Genomic DNA, 25,352 nt, shown 5'->3' with positions numbered 1-25,352 from the left:
ACCCTCCTTGTCCTTATTCTTAGTTTGCTACCATCATTAGTATAGACCTTGCAGCAGTTCAATATAAAAAAATAATACCTATTTTTTATAGTGAGCTCACGTTAAGTAATGCCATCTACAATTAATTCCCTTTAGGCACCGTTAATAATTAAAAATCAATAGCCTGACTAATGCAATAGCTAAATTTAAAAAGTTTAACTTAAATTTACTGCTGCCTATCTGGTATTTAAATTAAATCTAAAATTACACCTATACTCATTAAAAAGAGCAAATAATTTTAGATAGGTATAAAGCTCCTTTAAATGGCCTAACCAGATAAATAGGAAAAATCGTGCAATTAAATCAGAAAATTGATTACACTGAAGAAATTGATAGGGATGAGCTTGCTCATTTTTTCCAATCTGTACGCCAGCAAACTGAATCGCTTTGTCATTCACTCATCATTGAAGATTATGTTATTCAAGGCATGCCAGATGTTAGTCCACCAAAATGGCATCTTGCTCATACGACTTGGTTTTTTGAAACATTTATCCTTGCTAATCTTAAAAATTACCAAGCCTTTAATCCGTCATACCATCATTTATTTAACTCTTATTATTTAGGTATTAATAATCCTTACCCTCGTTGTAATCGCGGCTTACTATCAAGACCCGCGGTTGAGGAAATCTATAGTTATCGACAGCATGTCGATAACCTTATTTTAAATGTCATCAACCAAGCAACTTATAATGATTTAAAAAAAATACATTCTTTAATTTCCTTAGGTTTAGCGCATGAACAGCAACATCAAGAGTTATTACTGATGGATATTAAGTATAATTTTTCCCTACATAGTGAACCCACAACTTATTTTAAGCCTAAAAATTCATTTAAATTAAGTAGCGCAAATCTGCCAATGACCTTTACAGAAGTAGCAGGCAGTGTCTTTACAATGGGCTATCAAGGTCAAAGTTTTTGCTTTGATAATGAGTTGCCTAGCCATCAAAAATTAGTTGCTGATTACGCTATTGCTAATAGGCTTGTGACCAATGGCGAATATTTGGATTTTATTTTAGCAGGTGGGTATAAAAATCCTGTTTTATGGTTATCTGATGGTTGGACATGGGTGCAAAATAATGCCATTACTCAGCCGCTTTATTGGGTTTTTATGGATAACCTTTGGTATGAGTTTTCCTTATTAGGTTTAAGACCACTCAATCTTGGCGACCCTGTTGCTCATATTAGTTATTTTGAGGCTGATGCTTATGCAAGATGGCAATGCTGTCGCTTACCAACCGAGGAAGAGTGGGAATATTTTGTAACTCATAATCAGCTTTTATTGACAGGTAATTTTTTAGAGCAAGGTATATACCACCCCCAACCTGTCACCGCGCCAAATAAAGCACATGGCGTAAGCCAATTTTTTGGCGATCTTTGGGAATGGACAGCAAGCCCTTACTCAGCTTATCCTCAATATAAACCCTTTGCGGGTTCGATAGGCGAATATAACGGTAAGTTTATGAATAACCAATATGTCTTGCGGGGCGGTTGTTGCATAACGCCACAAGCACATATTCGAAAAACTTATCGTAATTTCTATCAACCAGAAAAACGATGGCAGTTTAGTGGCATCCGTTTAGCTAGGGACTGTTGAGGAAAAGGAGCATTCCATGAATGAAAATTTAAAAATAACTACCTTAGATTATCCACCGTCACTTGAAGACAGTAGAAATACTTTTTTAGCAGACATATTAACGGGTTTAACAAGTAGCAATAAGTTTATTTCATCTAAGTATTTTTATGATGAGAAAGGCAGTGAATTATTTAATCTGATAACTCGCCATCCTGATTATTATTTAACAAACTGCGAATTAGAAATTTTAAGAAACTATAAAGGTGAATTGTCACAACTACTTGGCCAGCAAGGCTTCAATCTTATAGAACTAGGCCCAGGAGAAGGAATTAAGAGCCGCATACTTATTGAGCAATTTTTGCAAGATTCTCTCGAATTCACTTATTTTACAATTGATATTTCTCGTAAATATCTCAATCAAATTGTAAAAAAATTTAATCACGATCTCCCTAACTTAAAATTAATTGCCTTAAATTCAGATTATTTTAAGGGGCTAAGATGGTTAAACACCCAGTCTGTGCGTAAAAATTTATTATTATTTTTAGGATCAAGCATTGGTAATTTTAGTCCTGAGAACACCCAATCCTTTTTACGTGAAATTTGGCAAGATTTAAACGATGGGGATTATTTTTTAATTGGCTTTGATTTACGTAAAGATATCGATATCTTATTACGAGCCTACAATGACAGCGATGGGATTACCCGAAAATTTAATTATAATTTATTACATCGTTTAAATAGAGAACTAGGTGCTAATTTTAAACCAGAATTATTTTATCATTATGCCCCGTATAATGTTTATTCAGGCGCTATGGAAAGTTATCTTATAAGTTCACAAGAACAAACAATCTTTATTAAAGACCTAGACCGCGCATTTCATTTTAATGAATTTGAACCGATACATTTAGAATTTTCATACAAATACTTACTGTCTCAAATTTCTGACTTTGCGCAGGAGAATGGTTTTTCTATCATCAAGAATTTTTTTGACTCAAAAAAATATTTTGTTGATTCACTTTGGCAGGTTCATAAATAAATTTTAATACTAAGACAAATGATTATTGAGTAGCTAGCCCTCTATTACGCTCACCAGCGCTTTAGCGACAAGGGCAAATTTATTAAACGAACCGCAAATAATAAAAACAGTGTACTCTGTTATTAATCTGTTTGCTTCAATTAATTAACTAACATAAGATACCCATTTTGACCCGCACAGGTTTAGCTTTAAATGAATATCGTAAAAATCGCACTTAGTAGAATTATCTTTTTTAGTCGTTGGCTACAAGCACCATTGTATGTTGGGCTTATCTTTATTTTAGGGGCGTATGCTTATCGATTTATTAATGAGTTGTTTCATTTAATTATAAATATTCGTGGCTTTAATGATACGCAAATTATGCTTGGCGTATTAGATTTGATCGATGTCGTCATGCTTGCCAATTTATTAATCATGGTTATTATGGGCGGTTATGATACGTTTATTGCTGATTTAAATTTACAATCTCATCCTGATCAACCTGAGTGGCTCGATCACCTTGATGCAGGCGCTATGAAAGTTAAATTAGCTGTGGCATTGATTGGTATTTCTTCTATTCATTTACTGCGCACCTTTATCGATCCAACCAAACAAAGTAATAATGCTGTAATGTGGCAAGTCATTATTCATTTAACCTTGGTTGTTTCAGCGTTAGCAATTACTTTTACTAATCGCTTAGTTAGCCACCCTAATCATAGAGATAAGCATCGCTAAATTTAGCGTAATTTATTTCTAATTTAATAAAAAAGTAGGAAATTTAAAAAAATTAAAATTTTTTTTATGAGAAATGATTACGTACAAACAAGGACTTATTAACTAAAAACTTCTGTAAATTAAGTATCGGGCTATTGACTAATTTGACAGAATTTAAATGTGAGCTTACCATACATTAACAAGTTATGAATATAACTTAAGCTTAACAAAATGCCTTTAGCTGTTGTCATTTCTTACTAAATTTTGTTGAGCTATTTTTAGAAGCACGCGGAATATTGGTTGTATAAGAACTTTAATTAAACAAAGGAGAATTATATGCCAGGTACATCTGCAGGCGCAAAAAAAGCAGCTAAAACCCGCAAAGAAAACAATGCCCATCCTCAAAAAGCCGCTAAAGGTATGCATTCTAAAGCCGAAAAAGCAAGAGGCGAATCTAAACAGGCCAAATCAAGATAAGAATAATTAACTAGCCTAACTTAAAACTGTCTTTTTATACTTTTATAACTAACCTAGGAGATATATTATGGACAATAGAAATCAAGGTCAACAAGGTCAAAACCAACAAGGTCAAAGACAAAACCAAGGTCAACAAGGCCAACAAAACCAAGGCCAACAAAAACATGGCCAACAAGGTCAGCAAAAACAAGGTCAACAAGGCCAATTTCAACATGGTCAAGGCCAACAAGGCAAAGGTGGCCACAAAGGTTAATTATAAGATGAGTTTCCATTCTTAACTGAATGGAAACTCATATAGAGAAAAAAAATGTATAAACAAGAATTTCCTTATCAAGCAAACGCGACTACCACCAGTGAGAAACTGTTTAAAAACTTCTGTGCTGGTTATAAAAACCGTGATTTACCTTATCTACTTAGCTTATTTACCCAAAATGCAACCTTATGGGGCACAGGTATTGATGAATATCGCTATGGGTTAAAGGCACTTGAAACGCAACTAATTCGTGCTTGGAGTCAATCTGAGCAAAGTGAAATTGATATTATTAATTTTAATCCCACAACGGAGCATGCATTTTGGGCAAGCGCTAATTGTTCAGCAAAATTATGGATTGATGGCCAACATTACATCTTAGAACATTTAAGAATCACTATCTGCATAGATGAAGAAGATCATGCTTGGAAAATCGCACACATGCATGCTTCTTTTCCAGATTTTAGAAACCCACGTAATGCGTCTTTTCCTATTTTAAGCTAACCCACCTTAACTAAGGTCTACTAGAAGTCTATGGTAAAATACTTTGCTATTATTACTTATTAGACCTTTAAGAAATTTACTGCGGGCATGCAATAATGACTCACTATTTACAACTCTCGGAAAAAGTAAAAGCATGGACAAGACATGTTCTTTTTGATGAGAATGCTAAACAACAAATTAATAATATAGCCTCTCTACCTATTATTTATAAGCATATCGCTGTGATGCCTGATGTACATTTAGGCATTGGCGCTACAGTAGGCTCGGTTATACCAACAAAAAATGCCGTTATTCCTGCGGCAGTAGGTGTTGACATTGGGTGTGGGATGATAGCCATGCGAACTAATTTGTTTGCCAAAGATTTGCCGGATAATTTATATAAACTACGCCTAGCTATTGAGCAAGCAATACCCGTAGGCTTTGATAAGTGGACAGAGGCAACCCTTCCTAAATTGGCTATTTCTACTTGGAAGCAGCAATTAAATCAAGGCTATAAGCAGTTAATAGAAAAACATCCTCTAATAATTGCTAAAAAGGCCAAAACTCATTTAAACCATGTCAGTCAGCTTGGCACACTAGGTGGCGGTAACCATTTTATTGAACTCTGTTTAGATGAACATCAACAGCTGTGGTTAATGCTGCATAGTGGTTCACGAGGTATAGGCAATGCCATTGGCACTTATTTTATTGAGTTAGCCAAACTTGATATGCAAGACCAACTAGGTCAGCTTCCTGATAGGAATTTAGCCTATTTTACTAAGGGTACCAAACATTTTAATGATTATTTCATGGCCGTTAATTGGGCGCAAACCTACGCTAGGTGTAACAGAGATATCATGATGCAATTATTAGCAGATACAGTGGCTAAATTTTTAGATAGACCAATTCAGGCTGATTTACATGTAGTGAATTGTCATCATAACTATGTTTCTGAAGAAAGGCATTTTGGCAAGCAAGTTTATATTACTCGTAAAGGCGCTGTATCTGCTAAAAAAAATGAACTAGGTATCATTCCAGGCAGCATGGGCGCTAAATCATTTATTGTGCGAGGCTTAGGCAATGAAGCTAGCTTCACGAGCTGCAGTCATGGGGCTGGCCGTGTCATGTCACGACACCAAGCTAAAAAGAGGATAAGTTTATCAGAGCATAAAACTGCTACCCAACGGGTTGAATGTCGTAAAGATAAGCACATATTGGATGAAAGTCCTGCCGCCTATAAGGATATTGCAGCGGTTATGAAATCTCAAGAAGATTTAGTTGAAATACTATTTACTTTAAAACAAATTTTATGTGTTAAAGGTTAAAAATAATTAACCTATTCACTAACCTTTGATATTCTTCTAATTAGCCATTCATAATTTATTTAGTAAAAAATCATACAGGGATAGTGAATGAATTTTTTTTACGCAATAGGAAGAAATACGAGTCGATTTTTTCATTCATTTATTCTCTTTTTTGCTTTTATTGGACATGTTAGTCATAGCGCTGGAACAGTACTATTCGGTTCTTCATCAATTGCTTGGATTAATATTTTAAAAATACTTTATAATTCAGGGACAGCAATTGCCATCCCTCTTATGCTAATGAGCCTCTTATTAGCAAGTACCTTAGGGCTTAATATTTATTTTCTTTTAGAAAATTTTAACTTAAGTTCAAAAGCCCTACCCATTTCACAAACCATGTTAGCCCGCGACTTATTACCCCTACTCATTGGCTTAATTTTATGTGTACAAACCTCACTAAATTTAATTATTGCACGCGTCAAAATTACTAAACTTCGTCATGGCCGGAATGAAATTATTCTTAATTACATTTTACCAATAATTATTGGTACAAATATGACTGCCTTACTTTTATATGCATACACTCTCACCACATCCCTACTAGGCCTCTTTTACACTTTTCATTACTATTTTAATATGAACCATCATGAATACATGAATCATATTACTCATGCCGTCACCATCACGGATTTAATGATTGGCTCCATTAAAACACTATTATTTGGCACGCTTGTGAGTTTGACAAGCGGTTATTACTATTATCAAGCAGCTATCATCCATATACCGCTGCGAACTGCCGTATCTCGCATTCTTACTCGCGGTGCCCTGTGGATTGCTGTCGTTAGTGCGTTATTAAGATTTCTCTCTATTTTTAATTAAATAAGGTTAGTTTAAGGATAAATTAATGCGTCATGAACCTTTTTATACATTAGTCGGTATATTTGTAGTTGGTGGGTTGATTTTAATGTTCTTAGGCGGCTTATTTTTTTACGAACAATATACGCAAGCTAAAGTTCAAACCTTTGTTATGTTTTTTAAAGGATCTTTAAAAGGTTTAAGTACTACGGCGCCTGTAACTTATCGCGGAGTAAAAATTGGTGAAGTATCATTGATTGAAATTACTGAAAATAAGATAAAAAATAAAGTTGAAATTCCGGTTTATGTTGAGTTTTTTGTCGAGAAAAGCCTAGCTTTTGCGCAAAATCCAGTGGAGTTATTAATTAGAAATGGCTTTGTTGCAGATATTTCTAAACCAAATTTCTTAACTGGCGTATCTGACATTGAACTAGTTAAGACAAAAGTAAAGCCTCTTAATTATCAAGCACAATATTTTCGTGGCTACCCTATCTTTCCTACACGAAACACGAAAGAAAAAATTACCAGTATTGATGATGCTTTAAAAGCTGCACAGATTATGATTGAAGAAATCACAAAATTAGTACGCTCGCCAGCAGTACGGGAAACGCTTAATTCGACACGCGAAATGGCTAATAGCTTTAATCAATTAGCAGACAATTTTGACGCCTATTTTCCACCTGCCATTACTTATTTTAATCGTTCTATGAAAGAAATTGCTGATGCTGCTAATTCCTTTCAAAACTTAAGCGATTATTTATCACGCCATCCTGAGTCAATATTAAGAGGTAAACAGTGAGCCTTAAACAATTTAGTATTATCTTATTAGGATTATTTTTAATTTCTTGTGGCAGCTCAAAGGAATCAGAATTTTATCTTTTAAATCCTATACCGCCTAAACCTAATAAAATAGCTAGCAATGCTATTCAAATAGGTATTGATGAAATTCAGGTACCTGAGTACACAGAAAAACCACAATTAATGATTCATTACACCCCTTATAAAGTTAAATTAGAAGAATACCATCGTTGGGCAGAGTCGTTAGACAAAAACATAGGACGCGTTATTGAAGCTAACTTAACAACATTATTGCCAAATGCCGTCATTGAAAGGTATCCGTGGGATACTAAATTCAAACCTAGTTATCATATTCAAATAGATATCTTTCAGTTTGAAATTAATTACAATGGCGATAGTGTATTACGGGCAGAATATTTAATTTCTCATGGTGAACAATTAATTAAAAAATATAATGTTTATTATCAATTAAAATTAACTACACCTCCCCCTATCACCATCGATGCGCTTGTTAAAAGTATGAATACTAATTTAAACCGCCTAACCGCTGATATTGCTAAATCATTTAAGGCATTATGAAGAAGGTGAAATTTGTTTGTCATCTCCACGTAGTATTGTTGCGTGGATAGAAGCGATCAAAACGACCTTGTAACCTGGGTGAAACGAAGTGAAACCCAGGTTTCGGCCCTATGGGCCTGCGCCTGAGCTACGTTTTAACTTATCCACGCAACAATGCCTCAAGGCCTTAACGGCTCCTCTACATCAGGTATGTTATCCTGATAAGCTTTTAATACATCCTGAGGCGCAGTTGCAGCTAGTGAGCCATCAGGCTTCATCCATCCTAAATCCATGAAAACAGCCCTGCATGAACTCTTTTGATTTATAGCATCCTTAACGATTTCCTTTAAATTAGAGTTTTCATAACTAGATTTACTAAAGCCTTGTCCAAAAAGACGTATACTTTGGCTACAGTATTTATTATGAGCATTAATAAATTGTTCCTTAGCACTTAAATCTGTAGGTCTTAATGCTTTTGTTTGCTCTTGTAAGCTTTGGAAGTCATCATCGGTAATTTTATTTACTAAAAAATTATGAATACTAGCACGTAGGTTTTTCGCCTGTTCCACTGTCGCGATGGCAAATGAGGAGCAGTACAATGATTGATCAATTGCCCGTGTAGAAATTTGGTGATTTTGTCCTTCACTAACTAGGACATCTAAGAAAGATTTAATCTGTTCGCCGTTAACAATCGTAACTGAACCTTCAATATAGGAAAACCCAGGCCCCGAGCCATTATAAATAGAAGCCATATTTTTTTGTATCCAATCTATTGCCCACTTTGGATTAGGCTGATAGCAATCTGTCTCCAAAGATAATTCAATTTTCCCTTCTTTGGTAAGATTTAAAGTAATATGCATAGGAATACTTTAGTAGGTGATCTGATCTTAGTTTAAGAAAATGTATTAAAAATATCAAATTTGAGCGCAAAATAATCTTTATGAATATAATTCTGCATAATAAGGGCTATAAAAAAGGGCTTTTTATTGTTGGGCTGCACTCCGTTTAGCCCAACCTACCTTACCATCTACCTAGCGCGCTACCTTACTATGCATGAATCAGCTATGCCTACGTCAGTATCACTATCCTCATCATATTCCGTGTCTGGATGAGCGTACGTGCGGCCTATAATCGCGCAAAGCTCTTGCTTATCCTCGGTGCTTAAATAAGCTGTTACAGCCTCTATTGGATTAGCATAACTACTAACATCACCAGTAGCATCAGAAAGCTGTTCGGTTATTAATTCAGAATTCTCCATAGGACAATTAAGGTCAATTTTCCAATTATCCACTGCAGCCATATAAAGCGTATTAATAAATAATTTAGCCTGCTGAATATTTTTTAAAAGGAAACGTTCTCCCTGGTTTCTTGGCATTGAGTTTAAAAAATAAAAATAGTTTGTCCAATTTTTTTCTATGGCCGGCTCTGAATTAATTTTCCTAACTTGAGAAAAAACATCGTAATAATCAGTTATCTGCTTAATTAAACTCGTCTGATAAGCTTGATATTGACTAGGTAATACAGCATTTCTAAATAACCATTCTAAACACTGTAACTGGCGAATAACTAACTTAGCCTCATTGCGATAGTCTTCAGATATCTGCAGCTGCTCGTTTGTTTCTTGCGATAAAGCATCCATATCCTGTGGTGGAAGAGTCCAATAGAGCTTGACGTCGGCATCTTCCATAGAGCGATAATAGACTACTTTACCAGACTGTTTTTTATGTTGACGTAGCGGCCCTGTGCTATGTAAAAAAATGGGTTCTAAAGGACCACTGTAGCGCGGGATGGTAGGGTGTTTGCCATTTTCAGTTAAACGATTAATCTGCTGATTAGTTAGAATACCGGTTAAGAGTGAAATAACTTGCGATTTACACGTATAAGACTGTTTTACCGCAGGCCCCCATAACGTAAATGATAAATTGAGTTCAAAGGGCTTTAATCTTGGCTCACGTCCCGCCTTCTGTGCCTTTGCTTTTTCAAATTGATAAATCTGCGCAGACCAGTCTTCGTAAGGATAAGTTCTTGATTTTTCTTTCTCTTTTGCTAATAAAGGCTGTTGGCTCATCACCTCAGCAATGGCTTGATTTTGTTCATCAGCCATTGTTTGGCAGCGTAGTTGTAGTAAGTTAAATTGCTCTTGGGTTAATTCAAATGTCGCGCCATGCAAGCCGTAACCTAAATCCAATGTGCGCATTGGCTCATGAAGCAACATCCCATGATTACCGTATAAATCGATATCTAAACCTAGGCTTATTTTTACTTTTTTTAATAATGAATTCGGCATAGTAGTAGGTACACCATAAAACCCCCATTGATCAACTACTTCCATTTTGCCGCCACCCTCCTGCCATTTAGACAAAAGAAGACAACTATGCCAAAAATAATTACTACCCGTTTCACGATCTAATGCACAAAAGGTCACAGCATATTTCATGATTATTTCCTTAGTTGATTAGAAGTAGTTGTTGCAACAAATTTATAGTCGTTATTTCCTCCTGATAAAAAAAACAATAAGTAAAATAATTAGACCTACCCCTACAATTGACAAAGTAATTAAGGTAGCCCCTTTGGTAGAATAAATAGCTTCATAGGCTGGCCGCGGTGTGATAATTAAATCGGCATAACTTTTCGCCACAGTAAAGATTAAAAGCACCAAGGTAGTAATTCTAGCCAGCACAGTATTTCTCCACTAATGATTGACGTAGTATTTAATACTATGGAATATAACGCTGCTTTTTTGAAGTTAATCCTCATAATCTTATTTATAAAGAATCCTTCAAAAAAAATAATGATTAGTTCGGTTATAAACCAACTTGTCAGGGTGCCTAAATTAATTAAGTAGCTATAAATTAACTGTGCTATTGGTATGGTTACGCAATTTAAACCTATAATTGTTAATAACCATAAAAATGTTTCAAAAGAGGTTAATGGGGGTCGAAGCAGAATAAAAAAAGCAATTAATTCAAAGATAATGGCTACGAGTAAGGCGACGATAATACTCATGAAATACATATCCATACGATTTCCCTTCCCGCTGCTATTTATTCTCTTAGCATCTACGTTTCCTTTAAGCTCATATTTTTTATCATTAAGTTTATTTGGATTAACCCATATTACTTATGAATTACTTTATATTCGTAAAAATATAGTCGATAAAATACCGAAACAACTAGTTATTTCTATGCTTTTTTTATTAACTGCTTTAGTTTTTCTAAAAATAATTAATTTAATTAAACCAATTGATTATCTTTTAATCATAGAATTTGCAGTTATCTTTGGTTTATTATTAATAACCTTCTATTTTAAAGTTAAAATCAGTCATGGCTTGATTATTTTGGCTTTTGCTATCGCTTTTATTATTAACCCAATATTACTTTTTTTAGCGCTCGCTTTTTTTCATAATTTAACGCCTTGGGGGTTTTTAGCGGCTTCACAGGCTAAGCATAAAGCATGGATTGTCTTTGTCTTAAACCCCATCTTAGTCTTTACTTTAGCTTTATTTTTATCCCTAGATTGGTCTTACTTCGCCCCTGCAGACAGACTCGCCTATATCATGCATTATTTACGCCCTAGTGATATTTCCCCGTATACCGTTGCTTTTTTTGCCTCCGCGGTCTATCTGCAATTGATTCATTATTACTATGTCATTTTAATCTTGCCAAAATTAGGCCCACAGAAATTAACCATTAATAAATTTTTGCTGACCTTTTTTATCTTATTTGGCGTAGGCTTCTTTTACAACTTTTACCTCTGGAAACAGGTGTATAGTATCGTGTCTATGTTTCATAGCTATTTAGAAATCCCTCTTCTTTTTTATTTATTACCGCTTACCACTAAACGCATCACCAATAATTTATAACATTTTCAAATAGCTATATTTAAGAATGATGCTCTATACTTAGACAATAAGATAAAAAAAAAGGGATCAGGGATACGCATGCAAGAAGATTCGCTTTTTTTTCGTTTTGGCAAATTTATCTACCGAGCCCGCATACACATTGTCTGGCTATGGATCATTTCACTTATCCTTTGTGTGCCTTATCTGCCAACAATTATGACACCTTTTAAATCAACCGGTTTTATCGATACCACCTCAAATAGCGCAAAGACAGAAACCTATATTAATAATGCACTGGGCTTAAGCCCTAATCAAATTTTAGTCATTTACACCCATAAAAATTGGGTAGCTACCGAGAACCGCTTTATTAATGCGATTAAAAAATCATTGGCAGATTTAAAAGATTTTCCCATTAAACATCAAATTATTCTTCCTGATGCCAATAAAAAACAAATTTCTAAGGATAAACATACCGCCTATGCCGTTATTTTCTTTGATAATAAAGAACCTATGACCAAGGAATTAGTGCAAGAATTAAAAGATACGATAAAAACGCCACCTAATATGACCATGGAGCTCGGTGGAGAGGCAGTTTTTGAAGAAGGAATTCATAAGCAGACCCAAAAAGATCTTTTTAAAGCTGATTTAATTGCGGCTCCCGTCTCAATTATTACTTTAATTTTAGTGTTTGGCTCGTTAATAGCTGCTTTTATTCCTATTATTTTAGGGGGAGGATGTGCTGTCATTATTCTTTCTTTATTATATTTTATTGGCCAGCATTATACTCTGTCGATATTTACTATTAATATTGCCTTGTTATTAGGCTTATGCTTATGCCTTGATTATTGTCTCTTCATTATTAGCCGCTTTCGTGATGAATTAAAGAGAAATAAAACGATGCGCCGGGTGATTGCGACCACAATTGCAACGGCAGGTAAAGCTGTATTTTTCAGTGGATTAGCTGTTTTCATTAGCCTTAGTGCCCTGCTTTTTTTTCCAGTCAATATTTTATTTTCAGTAGGCGTCGGGGGATTGGCTGCCGTCTTCGTGGCGGTACTGATAGCCCTTATCCTTTTACCAGCTATTCTTGCTATTTTAAGAGAGCGTGTTAATTCTTTATCGGTGCGCTTTTCCAAGAAAGAAAAGGTATCCCTTGCTTGGCGATGGCTGGCTACTAAGGTTGTGAAACGACCGTTGATATTCTTTCTCTTAACTTTAAGTTTTTTACTACTGCTTGGCTACCCTTTTTTAAACGCCAAATTTGGTATTTCTGATTTTCGTATTTTACCTAAGCAAGCTGAAGGCAGAGCGTTTTTTAATACCTATATCGATAAATTTAATGAGCACGAATTAACACCTATTTTATTGGTTGTGACCAGTCCCAATGAAAGAATTCTCTCCAAAGCCAATATTGGTAAGTTATATGACTTAGTAGAACAACTTAAAAAAAACCCTTTAATCAAACAAGTAAATAGCATTGTAAGCACCAAAAGCGACATAACGCGATCACAATATCAAACGCTATACAATACTGAACGTAGCCTTAAAACGGAGGCTGTTAAAAATTTATTAGCGACAACGACTGCAAAAAATGTAACGATTATAAGAATAGTCAGTAAATATGGTGATGACTCGAAAGAAACTAAAAACCTTATTGCTGAGCTGCGCGAGCTTAAGCCACCTAAGGGGCTTAACTTTCAATTAACCGGTGAACCTGTTAAAAATGAAGACGTTTTAAATAAGATTTATCAAATTTTTCCATATGCGCTTTTATGGATTATGGCTTTAACCTATTTAGTCTTATTGATTTTACTGCGCTCTATCTTTTTACCCTTCAAAGCCATTTTAATGAATATAGTTAGCTTATGTGCAAGCTATGGCGTCTTAGTCTTTATATTTCAAGAAGGGCATTTTCATCAATGGCTTAATTTTGATCCGCAAGGGATTTTAGATATTAGCTTGTTAGTTATTATCTTTTGCGCTCTTTTTGGATTTTCTATGGATTATGAAGTCTTCTTGCTCACACGTATTAAAGAATATTATGAGCGCACAGGCGATAATCAAAAGAGTATTGTTTTTGGTATAGAGAAAAGCAGTAAAATCATTACTAGCGCCGCGATTATAGTCATATTCCTTTGTGGTTCGTTTATGGTTGCTGATGTTTTAATGGTTAAGCAATTTGGGCTCGGTATTGCAGTAGCTATCTTTGTTGATGCCTTTTTAATACGCACGCTTTTAGTACCAGCTACCATGGCCCTACTTAAGCCTCTTAATTGGTATTTACCAAAATGGTTAGATAGAATTCTACCAAAATGGTGAAACTTGCTCTCGAGGAAATAAGTCGTTGCGAGCCTTTACAAAGACAGAGGTGAAGCAATCTAGGGCAATGCTGCTTACAACACCCAACCTGGCTTGCTTCGCTTTGCTCGCAAAGACAGACAATTCTGGGGTGCTTGCTAAACACCTCGTCATTGCGAACCTTTACAGTGTAAAGGTGAAGCAATCCAGAGCAATGCTGTTTACAACACCCAACCTGGCTTGCTCGCTTTGCTCGCAAAGACGGGCAATTGAGTTTAAGGGAATTTGCTTTGTATCACATACTATTTAGAAAAGTCGTCATTGCGAACCTTCACCGTGTGAAGGTGAAGCAATCTAGCATGTGATACTTGCTTCTCAGTCTTAATCACTAAACTGAATATGAGCTGCATCAAGTATAGCATGAACTTCCTGTGCTATTAGTTGATGTGCCATCGTTGTCGGGTGTACTGGATCAAAAAACACATAGCCCTCACAACTGTCATCCTGGATTTTACTGGCCTTAGCTGCCATCAACACCGTAGCATTTATAGAAGGCTTATCAACTGACACATCGTAACAACTATTCAATGTATTAGTAAAACCATAATCTGCTGCTGATGATAGAAATTTATTAAATATCTTATAAGCATCAAAATAAAGCCACTGAACTTTAGAATATTTTCTTTTAAGGCCATGAATAGCTTTTACTAAAAGCTCATTATGATGCTTAGACAACCTCGTCAATTTTGCTTCAACCTGCAATGCGCGTGCTGCCGGCGTTTGGCCTAAATCTGGTAAATTTAGGACTAAAATATGGCGTGCGCCTGCTTTAACCAAACGTTCTACACCAGCAGCAATGCCTTGAGTGACTACGGTATTCGTATGTTCTTCGTTTTCAGGCAGTGCTAAATAATTATTACCACCGATCCATACCACATATAAGCTCTTAGGATCTGCCTTATTTTGCCGCCCGAGTAAATAAGTATTAATTTCCCGATTTAAGGTAAATAATATCTCATCATCCGATGAATTTTCAGCAATAGCCGCACCTCCAAAAGCATGATCAGATAAATGCGAAGCAACGTTGTTGGGGAAATAAGAGCTAACAAGCTGCTCTATCCAAACCGGACCATTGGAAAAACGGCCATCATAATAGGGAGGATTTTGTGGGATAAGATGATGCATGTGTTCATATAAATTACCGTTATCCGACAAACTATCCCCAAAGACAACGATATTATTTAATTGACTAGCGTTAATGAATGTTGAAAAAACTAGGACACACACCGTCACGAAAGCTTTCATTAGTAAGTCCTTAATAATTAAATCAAAAACGAGGCAGATTATAGTACAAAAATTCTCATATAAGCAATTTAAAAATTTTTAATTAATTGGATTTGGCTATAAGCAATTGAATAAGATGAGATGATTTAGCTAGCAAGTAGGTTTAAGTAAGTGCAACACAATATAATTTTAGTTAAGGATTTAGATTAGAAATTAAAGCTTAATAAAGGCTATTAAGCTTTAATTAATACTTCAGAGCTTAGCCCTTAAAATAGGATTAGCAGCAGGAACACGGGAATTGACCATTTCTAATAAAATCATGCTAGCAATTAAGCGGTCAATAATATGCTCCATTGCTGGCGCATAATTAGTTTTAACAGAAACGTGAGGATGCTCGCGTTTACGCTCATAGGAAGTATAAGTTTCCCGCCCAGCTCTTTGCTGAGACTTAAACGAATTAATTTCATTGAATAATTGTTCAAGTGGTGAAGGTGTTACATAAATATATACCGGTGCTCTAGCTACTCTATGAATTGATTGAAACGTCTTGGCTGCATCATGTGAATTAAAAAAATAATAAAAAGCAGGCTGAGGTTTAAAAAAATGAAATTGACAAGTAGGTTGTGGTTGATAGTGTGGCTGCGCATAGGTCGGTCTTTGCGGCACATAATCTTTATCTTTCTCTTTTTCTTGCTTAGCAGTTGGTTTGGGGCGCGGCGGTGTATAGGAAAATCCTGACTCTTGTTGATAATCCTCATTAGCGCTTACCTTATTACCTTGCTCATCACGCTGGCCTAGATCATATTCTTGACGTTTATCTTTATCACCTAAAATTTCATAGGCCGCAGCAATCGCTTTAAATTTTTCCGTAGCTTCCAATTTATTATCAGGGTTCTTATCTGGATGATAGCGCAATGCTAGCTTGCGATAAGCTAATTTAATTTCCTCTTGCGAGGCTTGTTCATTTACTTGCAAGACTTCGTATAAGCGTTTAGCCATTTTACCTTCCTAAAGGAACTGAATATTATTAATTTTATCAGCGCTTACTTAAGGAAAACTTAAAGATATAATAAAAAATGGCGTTTATTTAAATAAAACTAAGGAAAGTACACCATGACCGACTTTGAATTAGATTTCTTACATACCTTTTACCAAAGGTTCCTTTTCGTTATTACACCCAAAGAGCTACAAGCAGCCATTCAGCATTTTCAGGAAAATAAGCTTAACAGGCAAACAGATAGATACACTGGCATACACACATTTGGTCTTAAAGCGTGGAAAAAGCAAGATGCAGAAAAATTTACAGCAGCAGTGGCTGAAGCACTTGCTCAAACTACAACCCAATTTATGGATACCCAAGCTCCAGAAACAATCTACTTCATCACCGAAAAAATTCGCAATAAATACATACCAAAACTCGTTGCCGAATTAGATCCTGCTAACCCATTTACAACGCTTGCCAGCCAATTAGACGCTAACTTAAAAAAATTAACTCAACAAGAAAAAACATCTGTTTTTAACGGCTACAGCTTTTTTGGTGGCGCAGCAATAATAGCTCTAGGAGCCACAGTAATTTATAGTAATTACACAGCCCGCCATTAAACAAGTTATAAACAGCTTAATTGCAATATTCATCGGTCCAGCAGGTGAATATGGATACGTGGTCAAGCCACAGTATTTTCAGGTCATGTAAGTAAATGTAGCCTGGGTGAAACAAAGTGAAACCCGGGTTCCGGCCCTTTGGGCCTGCACCCAGGCTACGTTTAATAGATACTACGTAGAGCCGTGGTTATCCAAATAAATTTCAACCCATTGCTACCAAGCTTATCTTAATTAGAGTTGACAAGGCTTAATTTTAATTGACGGCCACAAACCCAAGCTTTATTTAAATCTTGAAAAACTTCTTTTGGCATCCCTTTCGGTAATCTGACTGTGGAATGATCATCATGAATTTTAAGGCCTGTAATAAAGCGACTTTGTAGTCCTGCTTCATTAGCAATAGCACCAACGATGTTTCCTGGCTTCACACCATGCACACGCCCTACTTCTAAGCGAAATAATTCTTGCGGCATGTCCTCAAATTGCCTAGAGAACGATTCATTACGATTAGGCCGTTTAGCTTTTTTATTAGAGCGCTCAAAGCTGTCTTTAGATGATTTTACTTCAAAACGATCTTTTTTACGGGTTTCTTTAGTAGTTTTAATAACTTGTTTCGGTAGTTCACACTGCCATGGTTTATCATTGTTTGCTAATAAGGCAAGAATAGCAGCTACGTCTATGGCTGATACTTCTGGGTTTTGCTCTAAAAAGGTAGCAATAATCTTACGATAAGCAGGTAAATAATCGCTATTAAGACGCTGTTGAATGCTTGTTAAAAAGCGCTCTTGTTTTGCTTGCTGAATAGTATAATTATCAGGAACAGTTATTTTCTCTATGCGCTGGCGTGTATGCCGTTCAATATTATTTAAAATACGCGACTCTCGCGGATTAACAAATAAAATCGTCGTCCCACTTCGTCCTGCTCGACCAGTACGACCAATGCGATGAACGTAGGTTTCACTATCATGAGGCACATCATAATTAATGACATGCGTCACCCTTTCAACATCCAAGCCACGCGCAGCAACGTCGGTTGCTACTAATATATCAATAGCACCTTGTCTAAATTGGGCTATAATTTTTTCACGTAGCGCCTGGGTGATATCACCATGAATTGCCATAGCGCGATATCCTTGCTTTTGTAACGTGTCTGCTACTTCTTCCGTAGCACTTTTAGTACGAACAAAAACAATAACCCCTTGATATTCTTCGACCGCTAAAATGCGCAGTAGAGCATCTGGTTTTTGGGCCGGTGATGCAAACAGAAAGCGCTGTTCAATACTTTTTACGGTAGCGGTTTCTGAGCGAATTTCTATGTTAACAGGATTAACTAAATAATTCGTTGCAATTTGGCGAATACGATGCGGCATTGTTGCTGAAAATAAAGCAATTTGCTTTTCTTTAGGTAATTTTGAAAAAATTAGTTCTATATCATCAATAAAACCCATTTGTAGCATTTCGTCAGCTTCATCAAGTACAAATGTAGTTAACTGATGTAACTTTAAGGTGCCTCGGTCAATATGATCTAAAATTCTTCCAGGCGTACCTACAACAACTTGCGCACCTTCGCGAAGTTGCTTTAATTGGCGAGAATAATCTTGGCCACCACATAAAACAGAGACTACCAGATGCTGATACTTGCTTAGCACCTTAAATTGCTCAGCAACCTGAATTGCTAATTCACGTGTAGGTGCAAGTATTAAAGCTTGCGTTGCGTTCGAGTTAGGCACTAAACGCTCTAATATAGGTAGCGCAAAGGCTGCTGTTTTGCCTGTACCTGTTTGTGCCTGGGCAATAATATCACGCCCCTCTAACATCCAAGGAATTGTTTGCTCTTGAACCGGTGAGGGAGTTTGAAATTTCATCTCTTCTAGCGCTTTTAGTAAAGGAGCTGATAAATTTAGCGCGGCGAAGTTTGCTAAGTTGTTTGTCATAAATCTTCCAAATGATGTAGCTGTAGCTTAAATGGTTTAAGCAATGTAAAAACTGCTCAGTATAATATCAAAATAAACAGTAGGTTGCACGATTTTTCAAAAAGCAGGAAATAAAATGTCAACAATAAATGTATTATTTAAAACCAAACTGGTAGCTATTATAGCAGAAAATACCTTAAAACCTATTAATTTTAAAATTTATTCAATCTGATGTGTAAGGATAATTAAAAGACCAAGGATTATACTGATATTCTTATATTATGAAAGATCCTTATTTCCAATTTGTAATTTTTTTAAGCAAGTAACCACAGCCATAAAGTACACCACCTGTAAGCAATAAGCATAAAATGCGAATGACTGTCGGCGTAGAGGCGGCGTCATATAATAGAGCTTTACCTGCAGCAATGCTTAAAATTAACAATGCTGACTTAGCCATGACTTTATCTTTAAACCAATAAGCATAACCAATAACAGCCACCGCATAAAACAACCAAGCAGCAGATACTGCAAGTGAATTAGTAAGAAGTTGATAGAACGCTGTCAATCCAAGAAAATGCACTGCCGCTAACAATAAGAACCCATATTGCTCTTGAAAATAAGCTTCCTGAAATCGCCAAATAATTAGAAACCATAGGCTTAAAAAAGCACTGAGCGAAACTAAAATCCAGTAATAAGTAGGTTCATTAAAAAGATGATTTAATATACTTAAATACTCAATCACTAAAATTATGAAAGCCCCTAATTTTGGTATGAGAAAAGATAAGCGGTTTTTTGCCGGTGCTTTAATTGGACTAAACGTTAAAGCAATTAAAAGCAATACAAAAAGCCAGGGTCGCGAATCAATTGTTAAAAGTTCTATATACACTGCATGGAAAAAAACGACGGCAGTAAAAGCAAAAATAACAGACTGACTTGCTACCGCCTGACCTGTAAATTGTTTTTTTGTTAAAAGATAAAGGCTAAGAAGGACTAAAGCAAATCCAATTGAAATCCAGGGCGCAAAACCTGGAAAAGCGCTATCAATATAAAAATACTCCATAAAATAGAAAAGTATTAAAATAGGAAAAAAACCAAACGCCTCTCGCTCGGTTAAGCTTTGTTTAAGTTTATAAGAATAAAAATAAGTTCCCAGCGCAAAAATAAAAAACTGCAAAGCCAACATAATCACAATTAATCTATCTTGCAGAAGGTTAAATCCAACCAACCCTGTCATTAAAATCGCAAAATAGGCCGAAACTAAAGTCAGTAAACGTGACTTAAGCAGCCATGACATCACAGCAAACGCCACTGAGGCACATAAAAAATAATAAAGTGAAAACACACTTTTAGTATTTAAGCTAAGTACAACAGGGGCAAGATACGTACCTAACGAGGCTGTGATGGAATAAAAGTCTCGTCTGAGTTTAATATATAACCAAATGCTAATGCCGGAAATTACAATAAGGGTAAGCAGGGCTGTAGAAAAAGTTAGAAGAAAGTAAAGGCGATGAGCACCAAATGTTGTTAAGTAAAGTACAATAATACCTGCTGCTGGTAATAAGCTCGCGTAAGCTTGATCACGTTTCATAATCAATAACCCGCTAGCAATTAAGAGAATACCCAGTAAATAAGCGAAGCTTATTTGCCTTATTGGTGTTAACCAGCCTGCCTCAAGCGATAACTTAACAATAAAACCACCAGCAAGTACAAAACAAATAATAGCAATAAAACCAAGCCAATTTCCCTGCCTTAATTCAATGGATTTTTTGGGCTTACTGCTTGCAGCACGCTCAGTCGCTGTATTGTCATGCCAAGGTGTTTGGCGATTAACTTCTGCTTGCTTTAAATAGCTTTCTAAGCGGTCGAGCCGAGTTTCAATCGCTTGCAGTCTTTCTTCTATCGATGTTGAATCCATCACCTAAACTCCGGTACAAATAATTAGATGGATTTAAAGCAAAGCAGCTAAGCGACAGGCTTGATCAATGGCATGGCGTGCGTCTAATTCAAGTGCTTTAAATGCACCTCCTATTAAATGAACAGCTTGTCCCCGCTCCCGTAAGGGCTCAAATAAATCACGTAATTCTTCTTGACCGGCACAAATAATAACAGAATCAACAGCTAAGAGTTTAGGCTGATTATCAACACGTATATGCAACCCTTCGTCATCAATACGCTCATACTCAACGCCTGAGAGCATCTTAACCTGTTTATGCTTAAGACTTAACCGATGTATCCACCCTGTGGTTTTTCCTAACCGTTTCCCCATTTTTTCTTTCTTACGCTGTAATAAAAATACTTCCCGTGGGCTTTTTTCTAAGACCGGTGGTTGTACACCGCCACGATGAGTACCGCTGATATCAATGCCCCACTCCTCATAAAATTGGTCTAAAGTAGAGTCTTTCGGGTCATGAGTTAACCATTCGGCAACATCAAAGCCAATACCGCCTGCGCCAATCACAGCGACACGTTGACCTGGGACTTTCCTGCCCTCAATGACATCGACATATACCATAACCTTTTCATGATCAATGCCAGGGATAGTCGGTATTCGTGGTTTAATGCCAGTGGCTAAGACAATGTCATCGAAACCTTTGAGCATTTCAATATCAGCTATGGTATTTAATTGAATAGCTACTTCAAACTTTTTTAACTGATAAGTAAAATAATTAATAGTATGCTGGAAGTCTTCCTTTCCTGGTATTTTCCTAGCTAAGTTAAATTGCCCACCTAAGCTTGCCTTTTTTTCAAATACGGTCACTAAATGACCCCGCTCAGCGGCAACGGCTGCAAAAGCAAGACCCGCAGGACCTGCGCCTACCACCGCTATTTTCTTGGGTCGATCAGCTGCTTGATAGACTAATTCTGTTTCATTACATGCTTGTGGATTGACTAAACAAGAAGCCGTTTTATTAACAAAAACTCGATCCAGGCAAGCTTGATTACAAGCAATACATACGTTGATGGCGCTACTTTCACCTAATTTAGCTTTTTCAGCAAAACGTGGATCAGCTAAAAAAGGCCGTGCCATTGATACCATATCAGCCACACCCTCTTCTAACAAACCATTAGCTATTTCTGGCGTGTTTATACGATTAGAAGTAATAATAGGAATGGTAATTTCTGGCTTTAAATGTTTGGTTATTGCGGTAAATGCTGCAGGTGGTACCATGGTTGCAATAGTAGGAATGCGTGCTTCATGCCAACCAATACCGGTATTGATAAGGGTCGCCCCCGCCTCCTCAATCGCTTTTGCTAAATGAATTACTTCTTCCCAGCTGCTGCCATCGGCGATTAAATCCAGCATAGAAAGGCGGTAAATAATAATAAAATGTTCACCAACCACCTCGCGAATGTGCTTGACCACAGCGATAGGAAATTTAATTCGATTAGCAAAGCTTCCACCCCATTCATCTTGGCGCTTATTAGTATGAGTTACAATAAATTGATTAATTAAATAACCTTCACTGCCCATGATTTCCACACCATCATAACCGGCTGCTTGTGCTAATTTAGCGCAGCGGCCAAAATGCTCTATTGTCTTTCTAATGCGCCGCTTACTCATATGCCAAGGGGTAAAAGGACTTATGGGTGATTTAATTGAACTTGGTGCCACAATAAAAGGATGATAACCATATCGACCTGAATGCAGGATTTGCAAAGCAATTTTTCCATCTGCCTCATGAACAACCTGCGTCACTAACTCATGACGTTGTTGTTCTTTTTTCTGTGTTAGTTTAGCAGCAAAGGGAGCAAGCCTACCTGCACGATTAGGCGCTATACCGCCGGTGACTATTAATCCTGCCCCACCTAATGCGCGCTCACGATAAAAAGCAGCTAAGCGCTGTAGGCCTTCTTTGTCTTCTTCTAAGCCCGTATGCATTGAGCCCATTAATAATCTATTTTTTAATTGGGTAAACCCTAAATCTAGAGGCTGAAACAACGCCTTAAACGGCGTATTGTCAATTTTTAATTCCATGTAATAATCACCTAAATCTTAATCACTTGATTACAAGCTATCGCTTAGCGAGTGCTGGCTATTTTAAGAAAACTTACCCATAAGTACGATCATGACATTTTATAGCCTGCTTAGAAACTAGCTATTAATTTTAAATAAATTAATTTTAATATAAAGTACCTTAGGAAGTCGCTTAATTCCTTTGAATAATTTTACTAGTTTAATTTAAAATTATTTGATTAGCGATGAGGCTTGGGCATTCATGGACGTCTTAACTAAACCTAAGTGTGCTTGTTTAGCAATGACTGCTCCTATTAATGCTAGTACTCCTCCAAGCAAAGCCATAAAGGATGTGGTTTCACCTAATAAAAGAAAACCTAATGCCGTTGAGATCAGGGGTAAAAAATAAATATAAAGCGATGCTCTAGACGCTGGCATATGGGTAAGTACATAGCACCAAAGTACATAAGCTACTGCAGCTGGAAAAATACCCATGTAAATTACAGCCAACGTGGCTTGTAAACTAGCGGCAAAAAATTCTTGGCTTAAATCAGGAAGGAAAAATAATAAAAACAAGTTTCCACCCCACATTATCCAAGAGGTTACAACAATAGGATGATAGGTGCGTAAATAATATTTTTGCGTAAGGTTATACATAGAGCTCATTAACGTAGAAATAAGGATAACAAATAATCCAGGTTGATAAGCACTCAGATGTTCACTGCTTGCAATTAATAATAACCCTACCAAGCTTAAAATGACGCCTAACCAAACAATGAAATTAGTACGTTCTTTAAATAAGAAAATAGATAAAAGAAGTGTTATCACCGGATTAACACCAATGATAAAACTTGCAACCCCTGCTGAAACAGTTAGCTCACCTATATTTAAACAAAGATTATAGATACCAATTGCCCCTACACCAATCACTAGTAATTGTATACGGGTAAGCCAAGGCATTTTAATTTTATTGGGTAACCTTAAATAAATAATGGCCATACAGAATGAGGCAATAAGAAACCGCAATAGCGCGAGCGCGCCTGGTGTATAACTCGCTAATCCAAACCGAATACCAACAAACGCTGAAGCCCAAAATAACAAAGTAAGACTTAGCGCATAATTTACTTTTTTCCCGACAACCATAACTCATCCAATCTGATTATCATTGATCTTAAGTGATGAAACTTATTCTTATTATGTTAAAAACATTGACCTAGTGGTATCTACTCTTTAAAAAATGTTAAAATTATTCAACTAACTAATCTAATTAGTCTAATAGGGAAATTATGAAAAAAACAACTAGCCTTTTACTTTCTTCATTATTTTATACAACAGTTAATTTTGCTGGTGAAGTTAGCACAACTATTTATGGTACTGATAATAATAAAACACCTCTTGGTAACATTGTATTTACTGATACGAAGTATGGTTTATTAATTAAGCCTAATTTAAACCATCTACCGGTTGGGGCACATGGTTTTCATCTTCATCAATATGCAAATTGTGGTGATGCTGGTATGGATGCTGGTGGGCATTACGATCCACAAAATACTAAAAAACATCTTGGCCCTTATGCACAAGGTCATTTAGGCGACTTGCCGGCTTTATTTGTTATAGAAGGCGGTAACGCCAATACACCGCTACTGGCTCCACGATTAAAAACAAGTGAGCTAGCCGGTTTAGCGGTTATGATTCATGCGGGTGGCGATAATTACACGGATAATCCACCGTTGGGGGGTGGTGGCGCGCGCATAGGTTGTGGCGTTATCAATAATAAACAGTCCGATTCTAAAAAATCAACATCATAAAAATTGGCTTAAAAAAGCATCCCATACTTAGCATGAACTAAGTATGGGATAGCATCTATTGATAGCTTATAAACCTAAACTGACATTTACACTATGAATAACCGCAGCAATCCGGCCAATACGTGCTAAAGCTTGCGCTGAGAAGCCATGCTCTTTTAAGTTACGGCAATGTGCACTAATGCATGCGCTGCACCCATTTAAAATAGACACAGCCAGTGACATGGCCTCAAAAGTAGACTTATCAGTTCCAGGATTCATCATACCTTGCATACGTAACCCAGCAGGAACATGACTTAATTCTGGCTGCTCACTATAATGAATAAAACGATAATAGATATTGGTCATCGCCATTAAGCTTGCAGCGAGCTTAGCCGCATCACATAATGATTGCTCAACCTCAAACTCAGTCTCTAAAGCTTCAGTTAAGGTAGGATTACCTATATGGTAAGCCACAGCTAACGCACTACCTATTATCTGCTGGACACTAAGCCCATCTGTTTGATTTACATCCAGCGCTTTACCTAGATTTATGCGAGCATCTTTAGCTAATTCAGGTAATTTCTCTTTAATTTGCTCTAACATAGATTT

24 protein-coding genes are annotated in these 25,352 nt (G+C 36.4%); 14 read left to right on the top strand and 10 right to left on the bottom strand.

Features of this window, described 5'->3' with window-relative positions; translation table 11 throughout:
• Nucleotides 1-331 precede the first annotated feature (331 nt).
• The 10 genes from egtB to DYE47_RS03605 all read left to right on the top strand — a co-directional run bounded on the left by egtB (nt 332) and on the right by DYE47_RS03605 (nt 8,087).
• Nucleotides 332-1,633 carry an ergothioneine biosynthesis protein EgtB gene (gene egtB, locus DYE47_RS03645; protein WP_207385174.1) on the top strand — a complete coding sequence of 434 codons (1,302 nt, stop codon included), beginning with the start codon at nt 332-334 and terminating at the stop codon, nt 1,631-1,633.
• A gap of 16 nt (nt 1,634-1,649) precedes the next feature.
• Nucleotides 1,650-2,648 carry an L-histidine N(alpha)-methyltransferase gene (gene egtD / locus DYE47_RS03640; protein WP_115301964.1) on the top strand — a complete coding sequence of 333 codons (999 nt, stop codon included), beginning with the start codon at nt 1,650-1,652 and terminating at the stop codon, nt 2,646-2,648.
• Nucleotides 2,649-2,840: 192 nt separating this feature from the next.
• Nucleotides 2,841-3,362: a TIGR00645 family protein gene (locus DYE47_RS03635; protein WP_115301963.1), complete on the top strand. Its 522-nt coding sequence runs from the start codon at nt 2,841-2,843 to the stop codon at nt 3,360-3,362.
• A gap of 315 nt (nt 3,363-3,677) precedes the next feature.
• On the top strand, nt 3,678-3,818 hold the full coding sequence (locus DYE47_RS15980; RefSeq protein ID WP_160149836.1) for a hypothetical protein: 141 nt from the start codon (nt 3,678-3,680) through the stop codon (nt 3,816-3,818).
• Between the two features lie 67 nt (nt 3,819-3,885).
• Nucleotides 3,886-4,071: a hypothetical protein gene (locus DYE47_RS03630; protein WP_115301962.1), complete on the top strand. Its 186-nt coding sequence runs from the start codon at nt 3,886-3,888 to the stop codon at nt 4,069-4,071.
• A gap of 54 nt (nt 4,072-4,125) precedes the next feature.
• The gene (locus DYE47_RS03625) at nt 4,126-4,572 is read left to right on the top strand and encodes a nuclear transport factor 2 family protein (RefSeq protein ID WP_115301961.1); all 447 of its coding nucleotides are present in this window, start codon (nt 4,126-4,128) and stop codon (nt 4,570-4,572) included.
• 95 nt (nt 4,573-4,667) lie between these two features.
• Complete coding sequence (locus DYE47_RS03620; RefSeq protein WP_115301960.1) at nt 4,668-5,876, top strand: RtcB family protein; 1,209 nt, start codon at nt 4,668-4,670, stop codon at nt 5,874-5,876.
• Nucleotides 5,877-5,963: 87 nt separating this feature from the next.
• A complete protein-coding gene (locus DYE47_RS03615; protein WP_115301959.1) occupies nt 5,964-6,734 on the top strand; it encodes an ABC transporter permease in 771 nt (256 codons plus the stop codon).
• Nucleotides 6,735-6,759: 25 nt separating this feature from the next.
• Nucleotides 6,760-7,509: an MlaD family protein gene (locus DYE47_RS03610; RefSeq protein ID WP_115301958.1), complete on the top strand. Its 750-nt coding sequence runs from the start codon at nt 6,760-6,762 to the stop codon at nt 7,507-7,509.
• Nucleotides 7,506-8,087 (top strand): PqiC family protein, encoded by a 582-nt coding sequence (locus DYE47_RS03605; RefSeq protein WP_115301957.1) that lies wholly within the window; start codon nt 7,506-7,508, stop codon nt 8,085-8,087. The genes DYE47_RS03610 and DYE47_RS03605 overlap by 4 nt, the downstream gene beginning before the upstream one ends.
• 158 nt (nt 8,088-8,245) lie before the next feature.
• Here the strand turns inward: DYE47_RS03605 and DYE47_RS03600 are convergent, their stop codons facing one another.
• From DYE47_RS03600 to DYE47_RS15930, 3 genes are all read right to left on the bottom strand, one after another.
• The gene (locus DYE47_RS03600; protein WP_115301956.1) at nt 8,246-8,926 is read right to left on the bottom strand and encodes a hypothetical protein; all 681 of its coding nucleotides are present in this window, start codon (nt 8,924-8,926) and stop codon (nt 8,246-8,248) included.
• Nucleotides 8,927-9,105: 179 nt separating this feature from the next.
• Nucleotides 9,106-10,503 carry a hypothetical protein gene (locus tag DYE47_RS03595; RefSeq protein ID WP_115301955.1) on the bottom strand — a complete coding sequence of 466 codons (1,398 nt, stop codon included), beginning with the start codon at nt 10,501-10,503 and terminating at the stop codon, nt 9,106-9,108.
• Between the two features lie 51 nt (nt 10,504-10,554).
• The gene (locus tag DYE47_RS15930; protein WP_131750069.1) at nt 10,555-10,746 is read right to left on the bottom strand and encodes a hypothetical protein; all 192 of its coding nucleotides are present in this window, start codon (nt 10,744-10,746) and stop codon (nt 10,555-10,557) included.
• 324 nt (nt 10,747-11,070) lie between these two features.
• On the opposite strand from DYE47_RS15930, the gene DYE47_RS03585 reads away from it, so the two are divergent.
• Complete coding sequence (locus DYE47_RS03585; RefSeq protein ID WP_115301953.1) at nt 11,071-11,928, top strand: hypothetical protein; 858 nt, start codon at nt 11,071-11,073, stop codon at nt 11,926-11,928.
• Between the two features lie 78 nt (nt 11,929-12,006).
• Complete coding sequence (locus tag DYE47_RS03580; protein WP_115301952.1) at nt 12,007-14,226, top strand: MMPL family transporter; 2,220 nt, start codon at nt 12,007-12,009, stop codon at nt 14,224-14,226.
• A gap of 360 nt (nt 14,227-14,586) precedes the next feature.
• Here DYE47_RS03580 and plaA read toward each other — a convergent pair whose 3' ends face one another.
• Both plaA and DYE47_RS16585 read right to left on the bottom strand, forming a co-directional pair.
• Nucleotides 14,587-15,510: a GDSL family lysophospholipase PlaA gene (gene plaA / locus DYE47_RS03575; RefSeq protein ID WP_115301951.1), complete on the bottom strand. Its 924-nt coding sequence runs from the start codon at nt 15,508-15,510 to the stop codon at nt 14,587-14,589.
• A gap of 231 nt (nt 15,511-15,741) precedes the next feature.
• Nucleotides 15,742-16,488: a DnaJ domain-containing protein gene (locus DYE47_RS16585; protein ID WP_115301950.1), complete on the bottom strand. Its 747-nt coding sequence runs from the start codon at nt 16,486-16,488 to the stop codon at nt 15,742-15,744.
• 114 nt (nt 16,489-16,602) lie between these two features.
• Here DYE47_RS16585 and DYE47_RS03565 point away from each other — a divergent pair, with 114 nt between their 5' ends.
• Complete coding sequence (locus DYE47_RS03565) at nt 16,603-17,091, top strand: hypothetical protein (protein WP_115301949.1); 489 nt, start codon at nt 16,603-16,605, stop codon at nt 17,089-17,091.
• Between the two features lie 227 nt (nt 17,092-17,318).
• Here the strand turns inward: DYE47_RS03565 and DYE47_RS03560 are convergent, their stop codons facing one another.
• The 4 genes from DYE47_RS03560 to DYE47_RS03545 form a co-directional block, all read right to left on the bottom strand.
• Entirely contained in the window at nt 17,319-19,022 is a 1,704-nt protein-coding gene (locus tag DYE47_RS03560; RefSeq protein WP_115301948.1) for a DEAD/DEAH box helicase, read from the bottom strand.
• Between the two features lie 271 nt (nt 19,023-19,293).
• Nucleotides 19,294-20,916, bottom strand: a complete 1,623-nt coding sequence (locus DYE47_RS03555) for a DUF2339 domain-containing protein (protein WP_115301947.1) — start codon at nt 20,914-20,916, stop codon at nt 19,294-19,296.
• A gap of 33 nt (nt 20,917-20,949) precedes the next feature.
• Nucleotides 20,950-22,977, bottom strand: a complete 2,028-nt coding sequence (locus tag DYE47_RS03550; protein WP_115301946.1) for an NADPH-dependent 2,4-dienoyl-CoA reductase — start codon at nt 22,975-22,977, stop codon at nt 20,950-20,952.
• A 210-nt stretch (nt 22,978-23,187) separates the two neighbouring features.
• The gene (locus DYE47_RS03545; RefSeq protein WP_115301945.1) at nt 23,188-24,099 is read right to left on the bottom strand and encodes a DMT family transporter; all 912 of its coding nucleotides are present in this window, start codon (nt 24,097-24,099) and stop codon (nt 23,188-23,190) included.
• A 143-nt stretch (nt 24,100-24,242) separates the two neighbouring features.
• Here DYE47_RS03545 and DYE47_RS03540 point away from each other — a divergent pair, with 143 nt between their 5' ends.
• Nucleotides 24,243-24,764: a superoxide dismutase family protein gene (locus DYE47_RS03540; protein ID WP_115301944.1), complete on the top strand. Its 522-nt coding sequence runs from the start codon at nt 24,243-24,245 to the stop codon at nt 24,762-24,764.
• Nucleotides 24,765-24,830: 66 nt separating this feature from the next.
• Here the strand turns inward: DYE47_RS03540 and DYE47_RS03535 are convergent, their stop codons facing one another.
• The gene (locus DYE47_RS03535) at nt 24,831-25,346 is read right to left on the bottom strand and encodes a carboxymuconolactone decarboxylase family protein (RefSeq protein ID WP_115301943.1); all 516 of its coding nucleotides are present in this window, start codon (nt 25,344-25,346) and stop codon (nt 24,831-24,833) included.
• Nucleotides 25,347-25,352: the final 6 nt, after the last annotated feature.

The sequence above is a fragment of the Legionella beliardensis genome (assembly GCF_900452395.1).
Classification (GTDB): Bacteria; Pseudomonadota; Gammaproteobacteria; order Legionellales; family Legionellaceae; genus Legionella_C; species Legionella_C beliardensis.
Note: the sequence above shows the minus strand (reverse complement) of the source record. Positions and strands in the feature narration are given on the sequence as shown.